This is a genomic window from Streptomyces sp. NPDC002209 (assembly GCF_042890265.1).
In the GTDB taxonomy this organism is placed as follows: domain Bacteria; phylum Actinomycetota; class Actinomycetes; order Streptomycetales; family Streptomycetaceae; genus Streptomyces.
In genome coordinates this window covers 209,538-227,456 of sequence record NZ_JBIARX010000003.1, presented here as the reverse complement: position 1 = coordinate 227,456, position 17,919 = coordinate 209,538, and the positions used below count along the sequence as shown (strand labels likewise).

Below are 17,919 nucleotides of genomic sequence, written 5' to 3'. Positions count from 1 at the left end.
ACCGATGCCCCGCGCGTCCGGCCCGCTCGCCGAAGCCCTGGCCCGCAGGGTCGTGCTCCTGGACGGCGGGCTGAGCAACCAGCTCACCGACCAGGGCTGCGACCTGTCCGGCGGCCTCTGGTCGGGCCGGGTGCTTGCCGAGCGGCCGGACCAGGTGGAGGCCGCCCACACGGCGTACGCGCGGGCCGGCGCCGAGGTGCTGATCACCGCCAGCTACCAGGTGGGGTACGAGGCCTTCGCCGCCCACGGCCACGACCGGGCCGCGACCACCGCCCTGCTGCACCGCAGCGTCGTACTCGCCGCCCGGGCGGCCGAGGCCGCGGACCACGAGGTCTGGGTCGCCGCCTCGGTCGGCCCGTACGGGGCGGTGCTCGCGGACGGCTCCGAGTACCGCGGGCGGTACGGGCTGAGCGTGCGCGAGCTGGCCGCCTTCCACCGCCCGCGCATCGACGCGCTGCTCGAGGCGGGCCCCGACGTCCTGGCCCTGGAGACCGTCCCGGACGCCGACGAGGCCGAAGCCCTCCTCACCGTCCTCGCCGGCACCGGCGCCCCCGCCTGGCTCGGCTACACCGTGGCCGACGCCCGCACCCGCGCCGGCCAGCCCCTCCCCGAGGCCTTCGCCCTCGCGGCCGGGACCCCCGAGATCATCGCCCTCGGCGTCAACTGCTGCGACCCGGCGGACGTGCTGCCCGCCCTCGAGGCAGCCGCCTCCGTCACCGCCAAGCCGCTCCTGGCCTACCCCAACGACGGCTCCGCCTGGGACCCGGCCACGGCCACCTGGCACGCCCCGCCCGACCCCGCCCCCTGGCCCGTCGAGTCCTGGCGCACGGCGGGCGCCCGCCTACTGGGCGGCTGCTGCCGCATCGGCCCGTCCCACATCACGGAACTGGCCGCCGGAATTCAGGGAGGCGAGAGCGCTCAGCGACGCCGGCGCTCCTGACCGGGACCCCTCCGCCGCCGCTGTCGGACCCACCGGATGAGTGACGGGCACTTGTCCGGATCGGGGGCCGTGGGGTGGGCGGGGGTGTGGGAGGGAGGGAAATCCGGTGGCCGCCGGTAGCGGGCCGCAGGCATGCTGAGCTGCATGTTCCTGACGATCTCCGCCACTGGCAGCGCCGAGCACCCGGCTACCGACCTGGGCTTTCTGCTGCACAAGCATCCTGGGAAGGTGCAGGCGTTCTCCACCTCCCACGGCACCGCCCACGTCTTCTACCCCGAGGCCACGGATGCGCGGTGCACGGCGGCTCTGCTGCTGGAGGTGGATCCCGTCGCGCTCGTGCGGCGCGGGCAGGGCAAGGGGCGGGGCGGGGCGCCCGACGCCGCGCTCGCGCAGTACGTCAACGACCGTCCGTACGCCGCCTCCTCGCTGCTCGCCGTCGCGCTCAGTTCCGTCTTCCGCAGCGCGCTCAAGGGGCAGTGCACCGCCCGGCCCGAGCTGCCGGAGCAGGCCCGTCCGCTGCGGATCGAGATCCCGGCGCTGCCCGCCCGGGGCGGAGCGGCCCTCGTGCACCGGCTGTTCGACCCGCTCGGCTGGGACCTCGTACAGGCCGAACCCGTACCGCTCGACGAGCAGTTCCCCGAGTGGGGGGACTCCCGGTACGTGCGGCTCGTCCTGGAGGGCGAGCTGCTGCTCGCCGACGCGCTGCGCCAGCTCTACGTCCTGCTGCCCGTGCTCGACGACGCCAAGCACTACTGGGTCGCCCCCGACGAGGTGGACAAGCTGCTGCGCGCCGGAGACGGCTGGCTGGCCGCGCACCCCGAGAACGGGCTGATCAGCGCCCGCTACCTGGCCCGCCACAAGCGGCTGACCCGCGACGCCCTGGAGCGGCTGGAGCTGGTCCGGCTGGCCGAGGCCGACGGCAGCGAGGTCGAGGAGCTCGACAACGCCGTGGGTGAGATCGAGGAGAAGCCCGTGCCGCTCGCCGTGCAGCGCCGCGAGGCGATCCTCGCCGCGCTGCGCGCCGCCGGCGCGGCCCGGGTCCTCGACCTCGGCTGCGGACAGGGCCAGCTGGTGCAGGCCCTCCTCAAGGACGTCGCCTTCACCGAGATCGTCGGTGTGGACGTGTCCATGCGGGCCCTCGGCATGGCCGCCAAGCGGCTGCGCCTCGAGCGGATGGGGGAGCGGCAGAGCAGCCGCGTGCAGCTGCTGCAGGGCTCGCTCGCCTACACCGACAAGCGGCTGACCGGGTACGACGCGGCCGTGCTCAGCGAGGTCATCGAGCACCTGGACCTGCCGCGGCTGCCCGCCCTGGAGTACGCGGTGTTCGGCTCGGCCCGCCCCCGCACCGTCCTCGTCACCACTCCCAACGTCGAGTACAACGTCCGCTGGGAGACCCTGCCCGCCGGGCACGTCCGGCACGGCGACCACCGCTTCGAGTGGACCCGCGCGGAGTTCCGCACCTGGGCCGGAGGGGTCGCCGAACGGTACGGGTACGCCGCCGAGTTCGCTCCCGTCGGCGACGACGACCCCGAGGTGGGGCCGCCGACCCAGATGGCCGTTTTCACTCGGATCAGCACCGACAGCAAGAAGGAGGACGAGGTCGCATGACCACGACCGGCACGCGCATACTTCCCGTCACCGACCTGTCCCTCGTCGTCCTGATCGGGGCCACCGGATCCGGCAAGTCCACTTTTGCCCGCAAGCACTTCAAGCCCACCGAGGTCATCTCCTCCGACTACTGCCGGGGCCTCGTCTCCGACGACGAGAACGACCAGAGTGCGAGCCGGGACGCCTTCGAGGTCCTCCACTACATCGCCGGCAAGCGGCTGGCAGCCGGGCGCCTCACCGTCGTCGACGCGACCAGCGTGCAGCCCGAGGCCCGCCGGCAGCTGGTCCAGCTCGCCCGCGCGCACGACGTGCTGCCCATCGCCATCGTCCTCGACATGCCCGAGGAGGTCTGCGCCGAACGCAACGCCGGCCGCCCGGACCGGGCCGGGCTGCCCCGCGCCGTCATCCAGCGGCACCGCCGCGACCTGCGCCGCTCGCTGCGCGGACTGGAGCGCGAGGGCTTCCGCAAGGTGCACGTGCTGCGCACGCCCGAGGAGGCCGCCAGCGCGGAAGTGGTGCTGGAGAAGCGCTTCAACGACCTCACCCACCTCACCGGCCCCTTCGACATCATCGGCGACATCCACGGCTGTTCCTCCGAGCTGGAGACCCTGCTCGGCAAGCTCGGGTACGAGGACGGCGTCCACCCCGAGGGCCGCACCGCGGTCTTCGTCGGCGACCTCGTCGACCGCGGCCCGGACAGCCCCGGCGTCCTGCGCCGCGTGATGGGCATGGTCGGGTCCGGCAACGCCCTGTGCGTGCCCGGGAACCACGAGAACAAGCTCGGCCGTTACCTCAAGGGCTCCAAGGTCCAGCAGACCCACGGGCTCGCCGAGACCATCGAGCAGCTGAGCCACGAGCCGGAGGAGTTCGTCGAGGAGGTGCGGGAGTTCATCCGCGGCCTCGTCAGCCACTACGTCCTCGACGGCGGCAAACTGGTGGTCTGCCACGCCGGCCTGCCCGAGAAGTACCACGGCCGCACCTCCGGCCGGGTCCGCTCGCACGCCCTGTACGGGGAGACCACCGGCGAGACCGACGAGTTCGGGCTGCCCGTGCGCTACCCGTGGGCCGAGGACTACCGCGGCAAGGCGGTCGTGGTCTACGGCCACACCCCGGTCCCCGACACCTCCTGGATCAACAACACCATCTGCCTGGACACCGGCGCCGTCTTCGGCGGGAAGATGACCGCCCTGCGCTGGCCCGAGCGCGAACTGGTCGACGTACCGGCCGAGAAGGTCTGGTACGAGCCGGTCAAGCCGCTCGCCACCGAGGCGCCGGGCGACTGGGGGTCCCCCCGGACGGACCCTGGCGGAGGGCGCCCGCTCGACCTGGGCGACGTCCACGGGCGCCGGATCGTAGAGACCCGGCACCTGGGCAACGTCACCGTGCGCGAGGAGAACGCGGCGGCGGCCCTGGAGGTCATGAGCCGCTTCGCGGTGGACCCGCGGCTGGTCCCGTACCTGCCGCCCACCATGGCGCCCACCGCCACCTCGAACGAAGCGGGCTACCTGGAGCACCCGGCCGAGGCCTTCGCCCAGTACCGCAAGGACGGCATCGCCCAGGTCGTCTGCGAGGAGAAGCACATGGGCTCCCGCGCCACCGTCCTCGTCTGCAAGGACGCCGAGGCGGCCCGTGCGCGCTTCGGTGTCGAGGGACCGAGCGGCTGCGTCTACACCCGCACCGGACGGCCCTTCTTCCAGGACCCCGAGGTCACCGAGGAGGTCCTGGCCCGGCTCCGCGGCGCCGTCACCGACGCGGGCCTGTGGGAGGAGCTGGCGACCGACTGGGTGCTGCTGGACGGGGAGCTGCTGCCCTGGTCGCTGAAGTCCACCGGGCTGCTGCGCAACCAGTACGCCGCCGTGGGCGCGGCCTCCCGCGCCGTCTTCCCGGACGCCCTCGCCGCCCTGGCCGCGGCCGCCGGGCGGGGCATCGACACCGGCGACCTGCTGGCCCGCCAGCAGGACCGGGCCGCCGACGCCGAGCGGTTCACCGACGCCTACCGGCGCTACTGCTGGACCACCGACGGGCTGGACGGCGTACGGTTCGCGCCCTTCCAGCTCCTGGCGGCGGCCGGGCGCTCGCTTGCCGCCGTACCGCACGACGAGCAGCTGTTCTGGCTGGACCGGCTCGTCGCCGCCGACGAGGCGGCCGGCACCGGGCTGCTGCGCCGCACCGGCCGGATCCTGGTCGACACCGCCGACGAGGACTCCGTACGGGCGGGCACCGACTGGTGGCTCGAGCTGACGGCCGCGGGCGGGGAGGGCATGGTCGTCAAGCCGCTCCAGGCATACGCCCGGGACGGCAAGGGCCGCCTGGTCCAGCCCGGTGTCAAGGTCCGCGGCCGCGAGTACCTGCGGATCATCTACGGGCCGGAGTACACACGTCCGGAGCAGCTGGAGAAGCTGCGCCAGCGGTTCCTGGGGCACAAGCGCTCGCTGGCCCTGCGCGAGTACGCGCTCGGGCTGGAGGCCCTGGACCGGCTGGCGGGCGGGGAGCCGCTGTGGCGGGTGCACGAGGCGGTCTTCGGCGTGCTCGCGCTCGAATCGGAGCCGGTCGACCCCCGGTTGTGAGGGGGGGACGGCAGGCGGAGCCGTAAAGGCGAGGCCCCCGTACGGCCCCGAATTAGGTCGTATGGGGGAACTTTCCCGAAGAACGCCGGGAAAACCGCCGGCGGGATCGTTCATCCAGGGCAGCGGAATGTCCGCGACCCTGGAAGGACGGAACGTCACTTATGAAGATGACCGCGCGCGGAAGCATTGCGGCACTCATGACCTGTATGGCTGCGGCCGGCGCGGCCACCCCGGCCGTGGCCGACTCGGTTCCGGTGGCTGTGCCCCTGGACGCCGTGAAGACCACGCTGGGCGTGGACACCCCGCGCGTGGCCACCGCGGTGCCGGTGCCGGTCGTCGGCGCCCCCGAGGCCCCCCGCTACCACACGGGGGATCTGCTCCCCAACCCGATCCTCCCGGTGCTGCCCGTCACCACCGAGCTCGGCAGCACCCTGGTCGGCACGCCGGTGCCGAACCTGCTCGGCGACCCGAAGACGGACGGCGAGGGCACGCTGGAGGCCCCGGCCACCGACCTGCTCGCCCGCACCCCCGGTGCGGTCGTCGGCGCCCCGCTGACGATGCCGAACGGCGACAACTTCGGGATCCCGGACCTGACCACGCCCAAGCTGGGCCTGACCACCCCGGAGCTGATCGGGACCCCGACGGCGCTCCTCGGTCTGCGCTGATCCCGCGGGGGCTGCCGGGCCTGCAGGGGCTGCCGGTTCCGCCCGGTCTCCTGAGCGAACGCCACGTCAAAAAGCCGTCCGGTCTGCGAACGTGTACGCCATGGGATTCCATGTCGACTCCGAGACCGGGCGGCTTCGCCGCGTCATCCTCCACCGGCCCGACCTGGAGCTGAAGCGGCTCACACCGAGCAACAAGGACGCACTGCTCTTCGACGACGTGCTGTGGGTGCGCCGGGCCCGCCAGGAGCACGACGGCTTCGCGGACGTCCTGCGCGACCGCGGTGTGGAGGTGCACCTCTTCGGCGACCTGCTGTGCGAGGCCCTGGACATCCCGGAGGCCAGACACCTCGTACTGGACCGGGTGTTCGACGAGAAGGAGTACGGGCCGCTCGCCACCGACCACCTGCGCGCGGTCTTCGACCAGCTGCCGGCGACCGGGCTGGCCGAGGCGCTGGTCGGCGGGATGACCAAGCGGGAGTACCTGGAGCGGCACGCCGAGCCGGTGTCGGTCCGCTTCCACGCCATGGAGCTGGACGACTTCCTGCTCGGGCCGCTGCCCAACCACCTGTTCACCCGGGACACCTCCGCCTGGATCTACGACGGGGTGTCCATCAACGCCATGCGCTGGCCTGCCCGGCAGCGCGAGACGGTGCACTTCGAGGCGATCTACAAGCACCACCCGCTCTTCACCTCCTCGGGGGCCTTCCACTACTGGTCGCAGGGGCAGGCGGACTACCCGTCGACCATCGAGGGCGGGGACGTGCTCGTCATCGGCAACGGCGCGGTGCTGATCGGGATGAGCGAGCGGACGACGCCGCAGGCGGTGGAGATGCTCGCGCGCGGCCTCTTCGCGGCCGGCTCGGCGAGCACCATCGTGGCGCTGGACATGCCGAAGCGGCGGGCCTTCATGCACCTGGACACGGTGATGACGATGGTGGACGGAGATACGTTCACCCAGTACGCGGGCCTCGGCATGCTGCGCTCCTACACGATCGAGCCGGGCGCCGGGCTGCAGGAGCTGAAGGTGACCGACCATCCGCCGGAGCACATGCACCGGGCGATCGCGGCCGCGCTCGGACTGGACTCGATCCGGGTGCTGACCGCGACGCAGGACGTGCACGCGGCGGAGCGCGAGCAGTGGGACGACGGCTGCAACGTGCTGGCCGTCGAGCCGGGGGTGGTGGTGGCGTACGAGCGGAACGTGACGACCAACACGCACCTGCGCAAGGAGGGCATCGAGGTCATCGAGATCCCCGGCAGCGAGCTGGGGCGGGGCCGGGGCGGGCCGCGGTGCATGAGCTGCCCGGTGGAGCGGGATCCGGCCTGACCCGGGCGGGCCGGTGGGATGGGGGCTGTATATCAATGCATGAGGGCGTATACACTTCCAGCATCCCCTGTCAGCGCGACCCTGGAGTACCCCGATGGCCACCGACCTCGTCGGCCGCAGTTTCCTCAAGGAGCTCGACTTTTCCGCCGCCGAGTTCCGCGGCCTGATCGAGCTCGCCGCCGACCTCAAGGCCGCCAAGAAGGCCGGGGCCGAGCAGCGCCGCCTCCAGGGCAGGAACATCGCGCTGATCTTCGAGAAGACCTCGACGCGCACCCGCTGCGCGTTCGAGGTCGCCGCCGCCGACCAGGGCGCCCACACCACCTACCTCGACCCGGCCAGCTCCCAGATCGGCCACAAGGAGTCGGTGAAGGACACGGCGCGGGTCCTCGGCCGGATGTTCGACGGCATCGAGTACCGGGGTGACAGCCAGGCGGCCGTCGAGGCGCTGGCCGCCCACTCCGGCGTGCCGGTGTTCAACGGGCTCACCGACGACTGGCACCCCACCCAGATGCTGGCCGACGTGCTCACCATGACCGAGCACTGCGCCAAGCCGCTGGACCGGATCACCTTCGCCTACCTCGGCGACGCCCGCTTCAACATGGGCAACTCCTACCTGGTGACCGGCGCGCTGCTCGGCATGGACGTGCGCATCGTCGCCCCGAAGGCCTACTGGCCCGCCGAGTCCGTGGTCTCGGAGGCGCGCCGCCTCGCGGCCGGCAGCGGCGCCCGGATCACACTGACGGAGAACGTCGCCGAGGGCGTGGCCCAGGCGGACTTCGTCGCCACCGACGTGTGGGTCTCCATGGGCGAGCCCAAGGAGGTCTGGGACGAGCGGATCGGCGCCCTCGCCCCGTACGCCGTCACGATGGACGTGCTGCGCGCGACCGGGAACCCCGACGTGAAGTTCCTGCACTGCCTGCCCGCCTTCCATGACCTGGGCACCAAGGTCGGGCGGGAGATCCACGAGCGGCACGGGCTGGAGTCGCTGGAGGTGACGGACGAGGTGTTCGAATCCGTGCACTCCCTCGTCTTCGACGAGGCCGAGAACCGGCTGCACACCATCAAGGCCGTGCTCGTCGCGACCCTCGCCCGCCCGGCCGGCGCCTAGGTCGTCTCTTTCGGATCTTGCCGGTCAAGCCCGCGTCGTCTGGCGCCGTGCATCGCAAGGCGGAGGGGCGCCCGAGTACTGGACGTACTCGGGCGCCCCGACAACGCGGCGAGGTGCGGCACCAGACGACGCGGGTCAGGCAAGATCCGGAAGAGACGGCCTAGTCGGGGCTGATGGTGCGTGGCACCGCATAGTCATGCGGGCCGGGGCGGCAGGGTGAACCGGACGGGTGAAGCGGACGGCCTTCCCGCCGGCGCACGTGCGAGGGACTCGCCCATGTGTCGCGTTTCTGTGACGGCAGTCACGATGCAGTGATACCGTCGATCGTGTGAGCCCCTTCATCGGTTCCACAGCAGCGACCGAACGGTGGCGCCACCTGCGGGTGACCCGGCAGGACGGCGTGGCCACCGTCACCCTCGACCGCCCCGGAAAACTCAACGCCCTCACCTTCGGCGCCTACGCCGACCTGCGCGACCTGCTCGCCGAGCTCTCCCGGGAGCGGTCCGTACGCGCCCTCGTGCTCGGCGGCGAGGGCCGCGGCTTCTGCTCCGGCGGGGACGTGGACGAGATCATCGGCGCCACCCTCGCCATGGACACCGCCCAGCTCCTCGACTTCAACCGGATGACCGGCCAGGTGGTGCGGGCCGTCCGCGAATGCCCCTTCCCGGTGATCGCCGCCGTGCACGGGGTCGCCGCCGGGGCCGGCGCCGTCCTCGCCCTCGCCGCCGACTTCCGGATCGCCGACCCCACCGCCCGCTTCGCCTTCCTCTTCACCCGCGTCGGCCTCTCCGGCGGCGACATGGGCGCCGCGTACCTGCTGCCCCGCGTCGTCGGCCTCGGCCACGCCACCCGGCTGCTGATGCTCGGCGAGCCCGTCCACGCGCCGGAGGCCGAGCGCATCGGCCTGCTCAGCGAGGTCACCGAGGAGGGCAAGGCCGGCGTACGGGCCGCCGAACTCGCCGCGCACCTCGCGGCCGGCCCGGCCCTCGCGTACGCGCAGACCAAGGCGCTGCTGACCGCCGAGCTCGACATGCCGCTGGCCGCGTCGGTCGAGCTCGACGCCAACACCCAGGCCCTGCTGATGAACGGCCGGGACTACGCCGAGTTCCACGCCGCCTTCACCACGAAGCGGCCCCCGGAGTGGAAGGGCAGGTAGCGCCATGGCTGCGGGCACCGCGCGGGTCGGCGGCGCATTGCGGGTCGCCGTCGTCGGCGGCGGGCCGGGGGGCCTGTACGCCGCCGCACTGCTGGCCCGCCAGGGCCACACCGTCGAGGTCTGGGAACGCGGCGCCCCCGAGGACACCTTCGGCTTCGGCGTGGTGCTCTCCGACGAGACCCTGGGCGGCATCGAAGCGGCCGACACGGTGGTCTACGCCGCCCTCGGTGCGGAGTTCGTGCGCTGGGACGACATCGACATCGTCCACCGCGGGCGGCTGCTGACCTCCGGCGGCCACGGCTTCGCCGCCATCGGCCGGCGCCGGCTGCTCGAGATCCTGCACGAGCGCTGCGCCGGCCTCGGGGTGAAGCTCCGCTTCCGCACCGCGGCGCCCGCCGCCGCGCTGCTGGCGGCCTCCTACGACCTGGTGGTCGCCGCCGACGGGGTGCACAGCGCGACCCGGCAGGGCGGGGCCGCGCACTTCCGGCCGACGCTCACGAGCGGGCACTGCCGCTACATCTGGCTCGCCGCCGACTTCGCCTTCGACGCGTTCCGCTTCGAGATCGCCGAGACCGAGCACGGCGTCATGCAGCTGCACGCCTACCCGTACTCCGCGGACGCCTCCACGGTGATCGTGGAGATGCACGAGAAGGTGTGGCGGGCCGCCGGCCTCGACCTGTGCGACGAGGACGAATCGGCCGCCCGCTGCGCCAAGACCTTCGGCGAGGCATTGCGCGGCCGGCCGCTGCACGGAAACCGCTCGGCGTGGACGCAGTTCCGTACGGTCGTCAACGAGCGGTGGTCCCACGGCAACGTGGTCCTGCTCGGCGACGCGGCACACACCGCGCACTTCTCCATCGGCTCCGGCACCAAGCTGGCGGTGGAGGACGCGCTCGCGCTCGCCGAAGCCGTGGCCGCGGAGCCGGACGTGCCCGCCGCGCTGGCCGCGTACGAAACCGCACGGCGGCCGGCGGTGGCCTCGACCCAGCGGGCCGCCGCCGCCAGCATGCGGTGGTTCGAGGAACTCGCCGGGTACGTGGACCAGCCCGCCCGGCAGTTCGCCTTCAACCTGCTCACCCGCAGCCGCCGGGTGACCCACGACAACCTGCGGCTGCGCGACGAGCGGTTCACCCGGGCCGTGGAACGGGACTTCGGCTGCCCGGACGAGGACACCCCGCCGATGTTCACGCCGCTGAAGCTGCGCGGGCTGACCCTGCGCAACCGGGTCGTGGTCTCCCCGATGGACATGTACTCCGCACAGGACGGCGACGGCACGCCCGGGGACTTCCACCTGGTGCACCTGGGCGCGCGGGCCCTCGGCGGGGCCGCCCTGGTGATGACCGAGATGGTCTGCGTGTCCGCCGAGGGACGCATCACCCCCGGCTGCACCGGCCTGTACACGGCGGAGCAGGCGGCGGCCTGGACCCGGATCGCCGACTTCGTGCACACCTGCGCACCCGGCACCGCGCTGGGCGTCCAGCTCGGCCACTCGGGTCCCAAGGGCTCGACGCGGCTGATGTGGGAGGGCATGGACGACCCCCTCCCGGAGGGCAACTGGCCGGTCGTGGCGGCCTCCGCACTGCCCTACCGGCCGGGCGTCTCCGCCGTCCCGCGCGCCCTGACGGCGGCGGACCTGGCCGCGATCCGCTCCGACTTCGCGGCCGCCGCCGTACGGGCCGCCGGCTGCGGGTTCGACCTGCTGGAACTGCACTGCGCCCACGGCTATCTGCTGTCCGGCTTCCTGTCCCCGCTCACCAACCACCGCACGGACGCCTACGGAGGCCCGCTGGAGAACCGGCTCCGGTTCCCGCTGGAGGTCTTCGACGCGGTCCGCGCGGTCTGGCCCGCCGACCGCCCGATGACCGTCCGCATCTCCGCCACCGACTGGGCCCCGGGCGGCACCTCCGCCCGGGACGCGGTGGACATCGCGGCCGCCTTCGCCGCCCACGGCGCCGACGCCATCGACGTGTCGACCGGCCAGGTGGTGGCGGACGAGAGCCCCGAGTACGGGCGCTCGTACCAGACCCCGTACGCGGACCGGATCCGCAACGCGCTCGGCGTCCCGGTCATCGCCGTCGGCGCGATCTCCTCCTGGGACGACGTGAACTCCCTGCTGCTGGCGGGCCGCGCCGACCTCTGCGCCGTCGGCCGCCCCCACCTGTACGACCCGCACTGGACCCTGCACGCGGCCGCCGACCAGTCCTACGCCGGCCCGGCGGCACCCTGGCCCGCCCCCTACCGCGCCGGCAGCCGCAAACCGCCGACCGGCCGCGGCTGAGCGGGCTCCTGCGGGAGGCTCACAGCGCGGCCACCTCGATGCGGTCCTCGACCGGGGTGTAGCCCAGCCGCTGGTAGACGCCGTTGCTGGTGGGGTTGGCCAGGTCCGTGAAGAGCAGCACCTCCGAGGCTCCGGCCGCGTACGCCGCTTCGCTCACCGCGTACGTGACCCCGGCGGCGTAGCCGCGGCCGCGCAGCTCCGGCGGGGTGTACACCGGGCCGACGCGGGCGGCCGAGCCGATCGGGCGGAAGAACCCGGCCATCGACACCGGCGTCCCGGCGTCTTCCCACAGCAGCATGCCCCCGTACGAGAGCCGGTCGCGCAGGAACGCCTCGGAGGGGCCGCCCGGCTCCCCGGTCTCCCGCTTGAAGGCACCGGCCCAGTCCGTCAGCAGCGGCAGATCGGCCTCGGTGGCGCTCCGGGCCCGCCCGGCCGGGACGGGATCCGGGGCGACGAGTCCGGCGAGCCGGTACAGGCGGTTCTCCTCGGTGACCTCGCTCGGCTTCCCCCAGGCCGCGGCCAGCGCCTCCGCGTCGCGGCGGCGGGCGATCAGCGCCTCGACCCCGGCGAGCAGCGGCTCGGCGACGAGCGCGGCCCCCAGGCCGCGGACGGCCTCGTCCGACAGCGCCCCGATCAGCAGCGGGCGCGGCGGGGTGCACAGCAGGGCGCCGGCGACCCTCCCGTCGACGCCGGTCCACCAGCCGAAGAACGGCTCGGCGGATCCGTAGGCGTCCAGACCGCGCCGCTCCAGCGCGTCGGCCACGGTCAGCAGGGAGGTGTTGGCGACGGGCTCGTCGGCCACGGCCGGGCCCGCCACGGCCAGATAGGCCGCCAGGTCATGGGTGAAGGTCCAGGTCATGGCTCATGATGGCGCCGGACCGTTTCCCCGCGCACATGGGTTTACGAGGGCAGCCAGGCCGGCCACCACGGCGGCACGTTGTCGGGCCCGCACAGCCCCGAATGCCCTGGGTAGCCGTCCAGCGTGCCAGTGACCGCGAAGTACCAGACCACCACCGCGGCCAGCGCGGCCAGGATCGGGACGGCCCGCACCGGCAGGGGCAGGCGACGGGTCAGCAGTGCGAGGACCAGCGCGAGGACCGCACAACCCGGCACCAGGAACAGCATCTCGAAGTTCAGCTCGAACTTCCCGCCCGCCTCCCAGCCCGCGTCGCAGTACGCGCGGGCGTTGGCGGCGAGCCGGGAGGCCGTGAACCCCGCCACGGCGCCGACCAGCGCCGCTCCGGCCAGTTGGAGGCGCGCGGCCCGCTGCCCGGGTGGTGTCACGGGCGCCTGGTACCAGGTCTGCGGCTGGGTCTGCGGCGGGTACGAGGGCCGTCGCGGGGTGGGCAGCGGCGGCGGGGGCGGAGGAAGATCACGATGTGTCACATCCCCTGCTGACGCCGCCCCCTCGGCTACGGTTCCAGGAATCCCGCCCCGATGTCCCGCAGCCGGGCGTGCAGTTCGGCGAAGACCGCCGCCGCCCGGTCGCCGGGCCAGTCCGCCGGCAGCAGCTCGCGCGGCAGGCCCGGATCGGCGTACGGGAGCCGGCGCCAGGTGTCCAGGGCCAGGAGGTAGCCGCGGTAGGCCTCCTCCGGGGTGGGGGCCGGGCCCGACTGGAGGGCGCGCAGCACCGGCTCGTGCAGGTCGAGGAACTCCTCGTGCTGCTTGGCCAGCGAGGTCAGGTCCCACCACCGGGCCACCGCCTCGGCGGTCGGGGCGAAGCCGAGGTGGCCGCCGCGGAACAGCTCCACGTACGCCGTCAGGTGCAGCCGGTCCAGGGTGTGGCCGGTCTCCTCGTACAGGTGGGCGGGGGCGATCCACACCCCCGGCGCCACCGCGCCGAAGCCGAGCCGGGCCAGCCGCGAGCGCAGCAGGTGCCGCTTGTGCCGCTCCTGCTCCGGTACGGAGAACACCGCCAGGAGCCATTCCCCCGGCGGGTGCGCGTCGCGGTCCCCGTAGATCCGCCGGTCGCCGTCGTCCAGCAGCTGCCGCGCCTCCGCGGAGAGCTCGTACCCCGCCGAGCCGTCCGCGGCGCGCGCGGGCAGCAGGAAGCCGCGGCGCTTGAGCCGGGACACCGACGAGCGGACCGACGGGGCGTCCACGCCGGCCGCGCCCAGCAGGCGGACCAGCGCCGACACCGGGACCGGGCCCTCGAAGGACCGCCCGTAGGCTCCGTAGAACGTGACGATCAGGGATCGCGGGGTGTGCTGCTCGACCACGGGTTCACTGTAGGGGGCGTCCTGCCGGTCAGCCCGGGCTCGCGGCGTCGCGCAGCCGGAACCGCTGCAGTTTTCCCGTCGCGGTCCGCGGGAGCGCGGGCAGGAAGACGAAGGCGCGCGGGCACTTGTGCGGGGCCAGCTCCGCCCGCATGAAGGTGCGCAGGGCCTCCTCCGTCAGCGCCGCGCCCGCCCGCAGGACGGTGTACGCCACCACGATCTGCCCGCGTCGCTCGTCCGGGCGGCCCACCACCGCCGCCTCCACCACGTCCGGGTGGCGCATCAGGGCTTCCTCCACCTCCGGACCGGCGATGTTGTAGCCCGCCGACACGATCATGTCGTCGGCACGGGCGACGTAGCGGAAGTATCCCTCCGGATCGCGGACGTAGGTGTCCCCGGTCAGGTTCCAGCCGTCCCGTACGTACTCCTCCTGCCGCGGGTCCGCCAGGTAGCGGCAGCCCACCGGGCCGCGTACGGCCAGCAGCCCCGGCTCGTTGTCCGCGACCGGCCGGCCGGAGGCGTCCACGACCCGCGCCTGCCAGCCCGGCACCACGCGGCCGGTCGTCCCCGGGCGGATGTCCTCGTCGGCCGCCGAGATGAAGATGTGCAGCAGCTCGGTGGCGCCGATGCCGTTGATGATCCGCAGTCCGGTGCGCTCGTACCAGGCCTGCCAGGTGGCCGCCGGGAGGTTCTCGCCCGCCGAGACGCAGCGGCGCAGCGCGGACAGGTCGTAGGCGCCCACGTCGTACGGGCCCAGGGCGTCCAGCATCGCCCGGTACGCGGTGGGCGCGGTGAACAGCACCGTGACCCGGTGCGCCGCGAGGGCGGGCAGCAGCCGGCGCGGGACCGCCTGGTCGAGCAGCAGCGCGGAGGCGCCGGCGCGCAGCGGGAAGACGACCAGGCCGCCGAGGCCGAAGGTGAAGCCGAGCGGCGGACTGCCGGCGAAGACGTCGTCGGGGCGGGGGCGCAGGACGCTGCGGGAGAAGGTGTCGGCGACGGAGAGCAGATCGCGGTGGAAGTGCATGCAGCCCTTGGGGCGGCCGGTGGTCCCCGAGGTGAAGGCGATCAGGGCCACGTCGTCGGCGGAGGTCTCGACGGCACGGAAGGGCTCCTCGTGCCGGTCGGCCAGCCGCAGCAGGTCGTCCGGGGCCTCGCCGCCGTACGGGGTGATCCGCAGGCCGGGCACCGCGGCCCTGGCCAGGTCGTCCAGCACGCCCACGTGGCACAGCGCGTGCTGCACCCGGGCCATCGCGCAGACCGTGGCCAGCTCCTGCGCCCGCTGCTGGGCGAGGACCGTCACCGCCACCGCGCCCGCCTTCATCACCGCCAGCCAGCAGGCGGCGAGCCACGGGCCGGTGGGGCCGCGCAGCAGCACCCGGTTGCCGGGGACCACGCCGAGGTCGGCCGTGAGCACGTGCGCGAGGCGGTCCACGCGCTCGCGCAGCTCCCCGTACGACCACACCTCGCCGGTGCCGCTGCGGAAGGCCGGGCGGTCGGGCCCGAACCGGGCGACGGTGGTGTCGAGCAGCTCGGCGCCGCAGTTGAGCCGGTCCGGGTAGGCCAGTTCGGGGAGTTCGAACAGCAGCCGCGGCCAGGCGTGGGGCGGTGGCAGGTGGTCGCGCGCGAAGGTGTCGGCGTGGGCGGAAGGCTTGAGCTCCAAGGCGGGTTCGCCCCCTTGCAACGGCAGCGGCCCCCGGGTGGGGGACCGAAGTGGCGGAGCAGGCCGTGCACGTGCGCTACGAGCGTATCGTGATGGTGACGGCAGTCAACAGGACGCGATAGAAGCGGGGATATTCGGATGACCGGATTCGCGCTCGGGGCGGAACAAGAGGAGTGGTGCGGGCACTTGCGCGCGCTGGCGGCGGACCGGCTGCGGCCGCTCGCCGACAAGGGGGAGCCGGGACGGGTCAACCGTCCGCTGCTCGCGGCACTCGGTGAGCTGGGCCTGCTGGAGCGGGTGTTCACCTCGGGGGCGCTGGAGCTGTGCCTGCTCCGCGAATCCCTTGCGTACGGGTGCACGGAGGCCGAGACGGCCCTCGCCCTCCAGGGGCTGGGGGCCCATCCGGTGCTCAGTGCGGGGACACCGGAGCAGCGGGCGCGCTGGCTGCCGCAGGTACGGGCCGGGCGCGCGGTGGCGGCCTTCGCGCTGAGCGAGCCGGGGGCGGGCTCGGACGCGGCGGCGCTGGCGCTGCAGGCCGTACGGGACACCGGGAGTGCGGCGAGCGGCGGCGGACGCGGTGGCGGCCGCAGCGGCGGCGGGGCCGGCGGCTGGCGGCTCAGCGGTGAGAAGTGCTGGATCTCCAACGCCCCCGAGGCGGACTTCTACACGGTGTTCGCCCGCACGGGCGAGGGTCCGGCCGCCAAGGGGGTCACCGCCTTCCTGGTCCCGGCCGACCGCCCCGGCCTGTCGGGGGAGCCCTTGGACATGCTCTCCCCGCATCCGATCGGGCGGCTGACCTTCGACGGGGTCCCGGTCGGCCCGCAGGACCTGCTGGGCGAGCCCGGCCGGGGCTTCCGGGTCGCGATGGACACGCTGAACCTGTTCCGGCCGAGCGTGGGCGCCTTCGCCGTCGGCATGGCCCGGGCCGCCCTGGACGCGACCCTGGCCTACACGGCGGCGCGGCCCGCGTTCGGCGGGGTGCTGGGAGACCTCCAGGCGGTGGGTCACCGGGTGGCCGAGATGGCCACCCGCACCGAGGCCGCCCGGCTCCTGGTCTACGCGGCGGCGGGCGCGTACGACGCCGGCTCGCCGGACGTCCCGCGCCGGTCGGCGATGGCGAAACTGCTCGCCACGGAAACGGCCCAGTACGTGGTGGACCACGCGGTCCAGCTGCACGGCGCCGTCGCCCTGCAGCGCGGCCACCTGCTCGAGCACCTGTACCGGGAGGTCCGGGCCCCGCGCATCTACGAGGGCGCGAGCGAGGTCCAGCGCACGATCATCGCGAAGGAGCTGTACCGGTGAGTCTCGAGCGGATCAACCCGGCGGAGCTCTCCCCGCCGGCGGGCTTCTCCCACGCCGTGGCCGCGAGCGGCTCCCGGCTGGTCTTCCTGGCGGGCCAGACCGCGCTCGACGCCTCGGGCAAGGTGGTCGGGGACACCCTGCCCGAGCAGTTCGAACGCGCTCTGGCCAACCTCCTGGCGGCCCTCGCGGCATCCGGCGGCACCCCGGCCGACCTGGCCCGGGTGACGGTCTACACGGTCGACGTGGAGGCGTACCGCACCCATGCGCCCGAACTCGGCCGCCTCTGGCGCCGGCTGGCCGGCCGCGACTACCCGGCCATGGCGGTCATCGGGGTCGTCCGCCTCTGGGACGAGCCCGCGCTGGTCGAACTGGACGGTATTGCCGTACTCGGCACATCCGTCTTCGAGTTGCCGGATCGCTGACCAGGTGGTTTTGACAGCGGGCCACGGAGGGGTGAGGGTGGAAATGACCTTTTTGTAACCAATGTCTCAATGCTCGGAGGTGCATGGTCATGCGCCGTGTGATCACCGCGACGGTCGTGGCAGGAGCCGCGGGCCTCGCGCTCGGCCTGATGCCTGTCGGCGGGGCGTTCGCCGCGGGTCTTCCTCAGACCCAGCAGAACAACACGGGATGGTGCTCCGACAACTGGCGCGGGGACAACTGGCGTGACTGCTGCGACTCCTCCCGCTGGCACAACTGGAACGACCGCCCCAGCTGGTGCTGGGACAACGACTCCTGGAACGACGGCCGGCACAGCAATGCCAACTGGAACGACAACTGGAACAACGACCACTGGAACGACGGCCGCTCCAACCACGACAACCGGAACAACGACAACTGGGGCGGCGGCCACGACAACGGCTGGTCCGGTGACCGCGGCCACGACGGCGGCGGATACGGCGGCGACGGCGGTGGCGGCGGCCACGACGGTGGCGGCGGTGGCGGCGACGGTGGCGGTGGCGGCGGCCACGACGGCGGCGGAGGCGGGGGCAACGGCGGCGGCGGTGGCGGCGACGGTGGCGGCCACGGCGGCGGAGGCGGGGGCGGCGGAGGCGGCGGTGGCGGTGGCGGCGGCCGCTGACCACTCGGCCG

At 73.6% G+C, this 17,919-nt stretch carries 15 protein-coding genes; 11 read left to right on the top strand and 4 right to left on the bottom strand.

Annotated elements, in window-relative coordinates:
- Positions 1–4 precede the first annotated feature (4 nt).
- The 8 genes from mmuM (at position 5) to ACFYXK_RS08535 (ending at position 11,649) form a co-directional block, all read left to right on the top strand.
- The gene (gene mmuM, locus ACFYXK_RS08570) at positions 5–940 is read left to right on the top strand and encodes a homocysteine S-methyltransferase (protein ID WP_389410410.1); all 936 of its coding nucleotides are present in this window, start codon (positions 5–7) and stop codon (positions 938–940) included.
- A 144-nt stretch (positions 941–1,084) separates the two neighbouring features.
- Positions 1,085–2,548 carry a 3' terminal RNA ribose 2'-O-methyltransferase Hen1 gene (locus ACFYXK_RS08565; RefSeq protein ID WP_389410409.1) on the top strand — a complete coding sequence of 488 codons (1,464 nt, stop codon included), beginning with the start codon at positions 1,085–1,087 and terminating at the stop codon, positions 2,546–2,548.
- Positions 2,545–5,115 (top strand): polynucleotide kinase-phosphatase, encoded by a 2,571-nt coding sequence (locus ACFYXK_RS08560; RefSeq protein ID WP_389410408.1) that lies wholly within the window; start codon positions 2,545–2,547, stop codon positions 5,113–5,115. Before ACFYXK_RS08565 ends, ACFYXK_RS08560 begins: the two co-directional genes overlap by 4 nt.
- Before the next feature lie 197 nt (positions 5,116–5,312).
- Complete coding sequence (locus ACFYXK_RS08555) at positions 5,313–5,780, top strand: hypothetical protein (RefSeq protein WP_389410407.1); 468 nt, start codon at positions 5,313–5,315, stop codon at positions 5,778–5,780.
- 100 nt (positions 5,781–5,880) lie between these two features.
- Positions 5,881–7,107 (top strand): arginine deiminase, encoded by a 1,227-nt coding sequence (locus tag ACFYXK_RS08550; RefSeq protein WP_389410406.1) that lies wholly within the window; start codon positions 5,881–5,883, stop codon positions 7,105–7,107.
- A 94-nt stretch (positions 7,108–7,201) separates the two neighbouring features.
- Positions 7,202–8,215 carry an ornithine carbamoyltransferase gene (gene argF, locus ACFYXK_RS08545; RefSeq protein ID WP_389410405.1) on the top strand — a complete coding sequence of 338 codons (1,014 nt, stop codon included), beginning with the start codon at positions 7,202–7,204 and terminating at the stop codon, positions 8,213–8,215.
- Between the two features lie 328 nt (positions 8,216–8,543).
- The gene (locus ACFYXK_RS08540) at positions 8,544–9,371 is read left to right on the top strand and encodes an enoyl-CoA hydratase family protein (protein WP_383509172.1); all 828 of its coding nucleotides are present in this window, start codon (positions 8,544–8,546) and stop codon (positions 9,369–9,371) included.
- A gap of 4 nt (positions 9,372–9,375) precedes the next feature.
- Positions 9,376–11,649 carry a bifunctional salicylyl-CoA 5-hydroxylase/oxidoreductase gene (locus ACFYXK_RS08535; protein WP_389410404.1) on the top strand — a complete coding sequence of 758 codons (2,274 nt, stop codon included), beginning with the start codon at positions 9,376–9,378 and terminating at the stop codon, positions 11,647–11,649.
- Between the two features lie 19 nt (positions 11,650–11,668).
- Here ACFYXK_RS08535 and ACFYXK_RS08530 read toward each other — a convergent pair whose 3' ends face one another.
- The 4 genes from ACFYXK_RS08530 to ACFYXK_RS08515 all read right to left on the bottom strand — a co-directional run bounded on the left by ACFYXK_RS08530 (position 11,669) and on the right by ACFYXK_RS08515 (position 15,525).
- A complete protein-coding gene (locus tag ACFYXK_RS08530) occupies positions 11,669–12,508 on the bottom strand; it encodes a GNAT family N-acetyltransferase (RefSeq protein ID WP_389410403.1) in 840 nt (279 codons plus the stop codon).
- A gap of 41 nt (positions 12,509–12,549) precedes the next feature.
- Entirely contained in the window at positions 12,550–12,933 is a 384-nt protein-coding gene (locus ACFYXK_RS08525) for a hypothetical protein (protein ID WP_389410402.1), read from the bottom strand.
- Positions 12,934–13,061: 128 nt separating this feature from the next.
- Complete coding sequence (locus ACFYXK_RS08520) at positions 13,062–13,868, bottom strand: PaaX family transcriptional regulator C-terminal domain-containing protein (protein WP_389410401.1); 807 nt, start codon at positions 13,866–13,868, stop codon at positions 13,062–13,064.
- Between the two features lie 28 nt (positions 13,869–13,896).
- A complete protein-coding gene (locus ACFYXK_RS08515) occupies positions 13,897–15,525 on the bottom strand; it encodes an AMP-binding protein (RefSeq protein WP_389410400.1) in 1,629 nt (542 codons plus the stop codon).
- Positions 15,526–15,663: 138 nt separating this feature from the next.
- Between ACFYXK_RS08515 and ACFYXK_RS08510 the strand changes: the two genes are divergently transcribed.
- From ACFYXK_RS08510 to ACFYXK_RS08500, 3 genes are all read left to right on the top strand, one after another.
- Positions 15,664–16,827 (top strand): acyl-CoA dehydrogenase family protein, encoded by a 1,164-nt coding sequence (locus ACFYXK_RS08510; RefSeq protein WP_389410399.1) that lies wholly within the window; start codon positions 15,664–15,666, stop codon positions 16,825–16,827.
- A complete protein-coding gene (locus ACFYXK_RS08505) occupies positions 16,824–17,249 on the top strand; it encodes a RidA family protein (protein ID WP_383509155.1) in 426 nt (141 codons plus the stop codon). The genes ACFYXK_RS08510 and ACFYXK_RS08505 overlap by 4 nt, the downstream gene beginning before the upstream one ends.
- 89 nt (positions 17,250–17,338) lie before the next feature.
- Positions 17,339–17,908 carry a hypothetical protein gene (locus tag ACFYXK_RS08500; RefSeq protein ID WP_389410398.1) on the top strand — a complete coding sequence of 190 codons (570 nt, stop codon included), beginning with the start codon at positions 17,339–17,341 and terminating at the stop codon, positions 17,906–17,908.
- Positions 17,909–17,919: the final 11 nt, after the last annotated feature.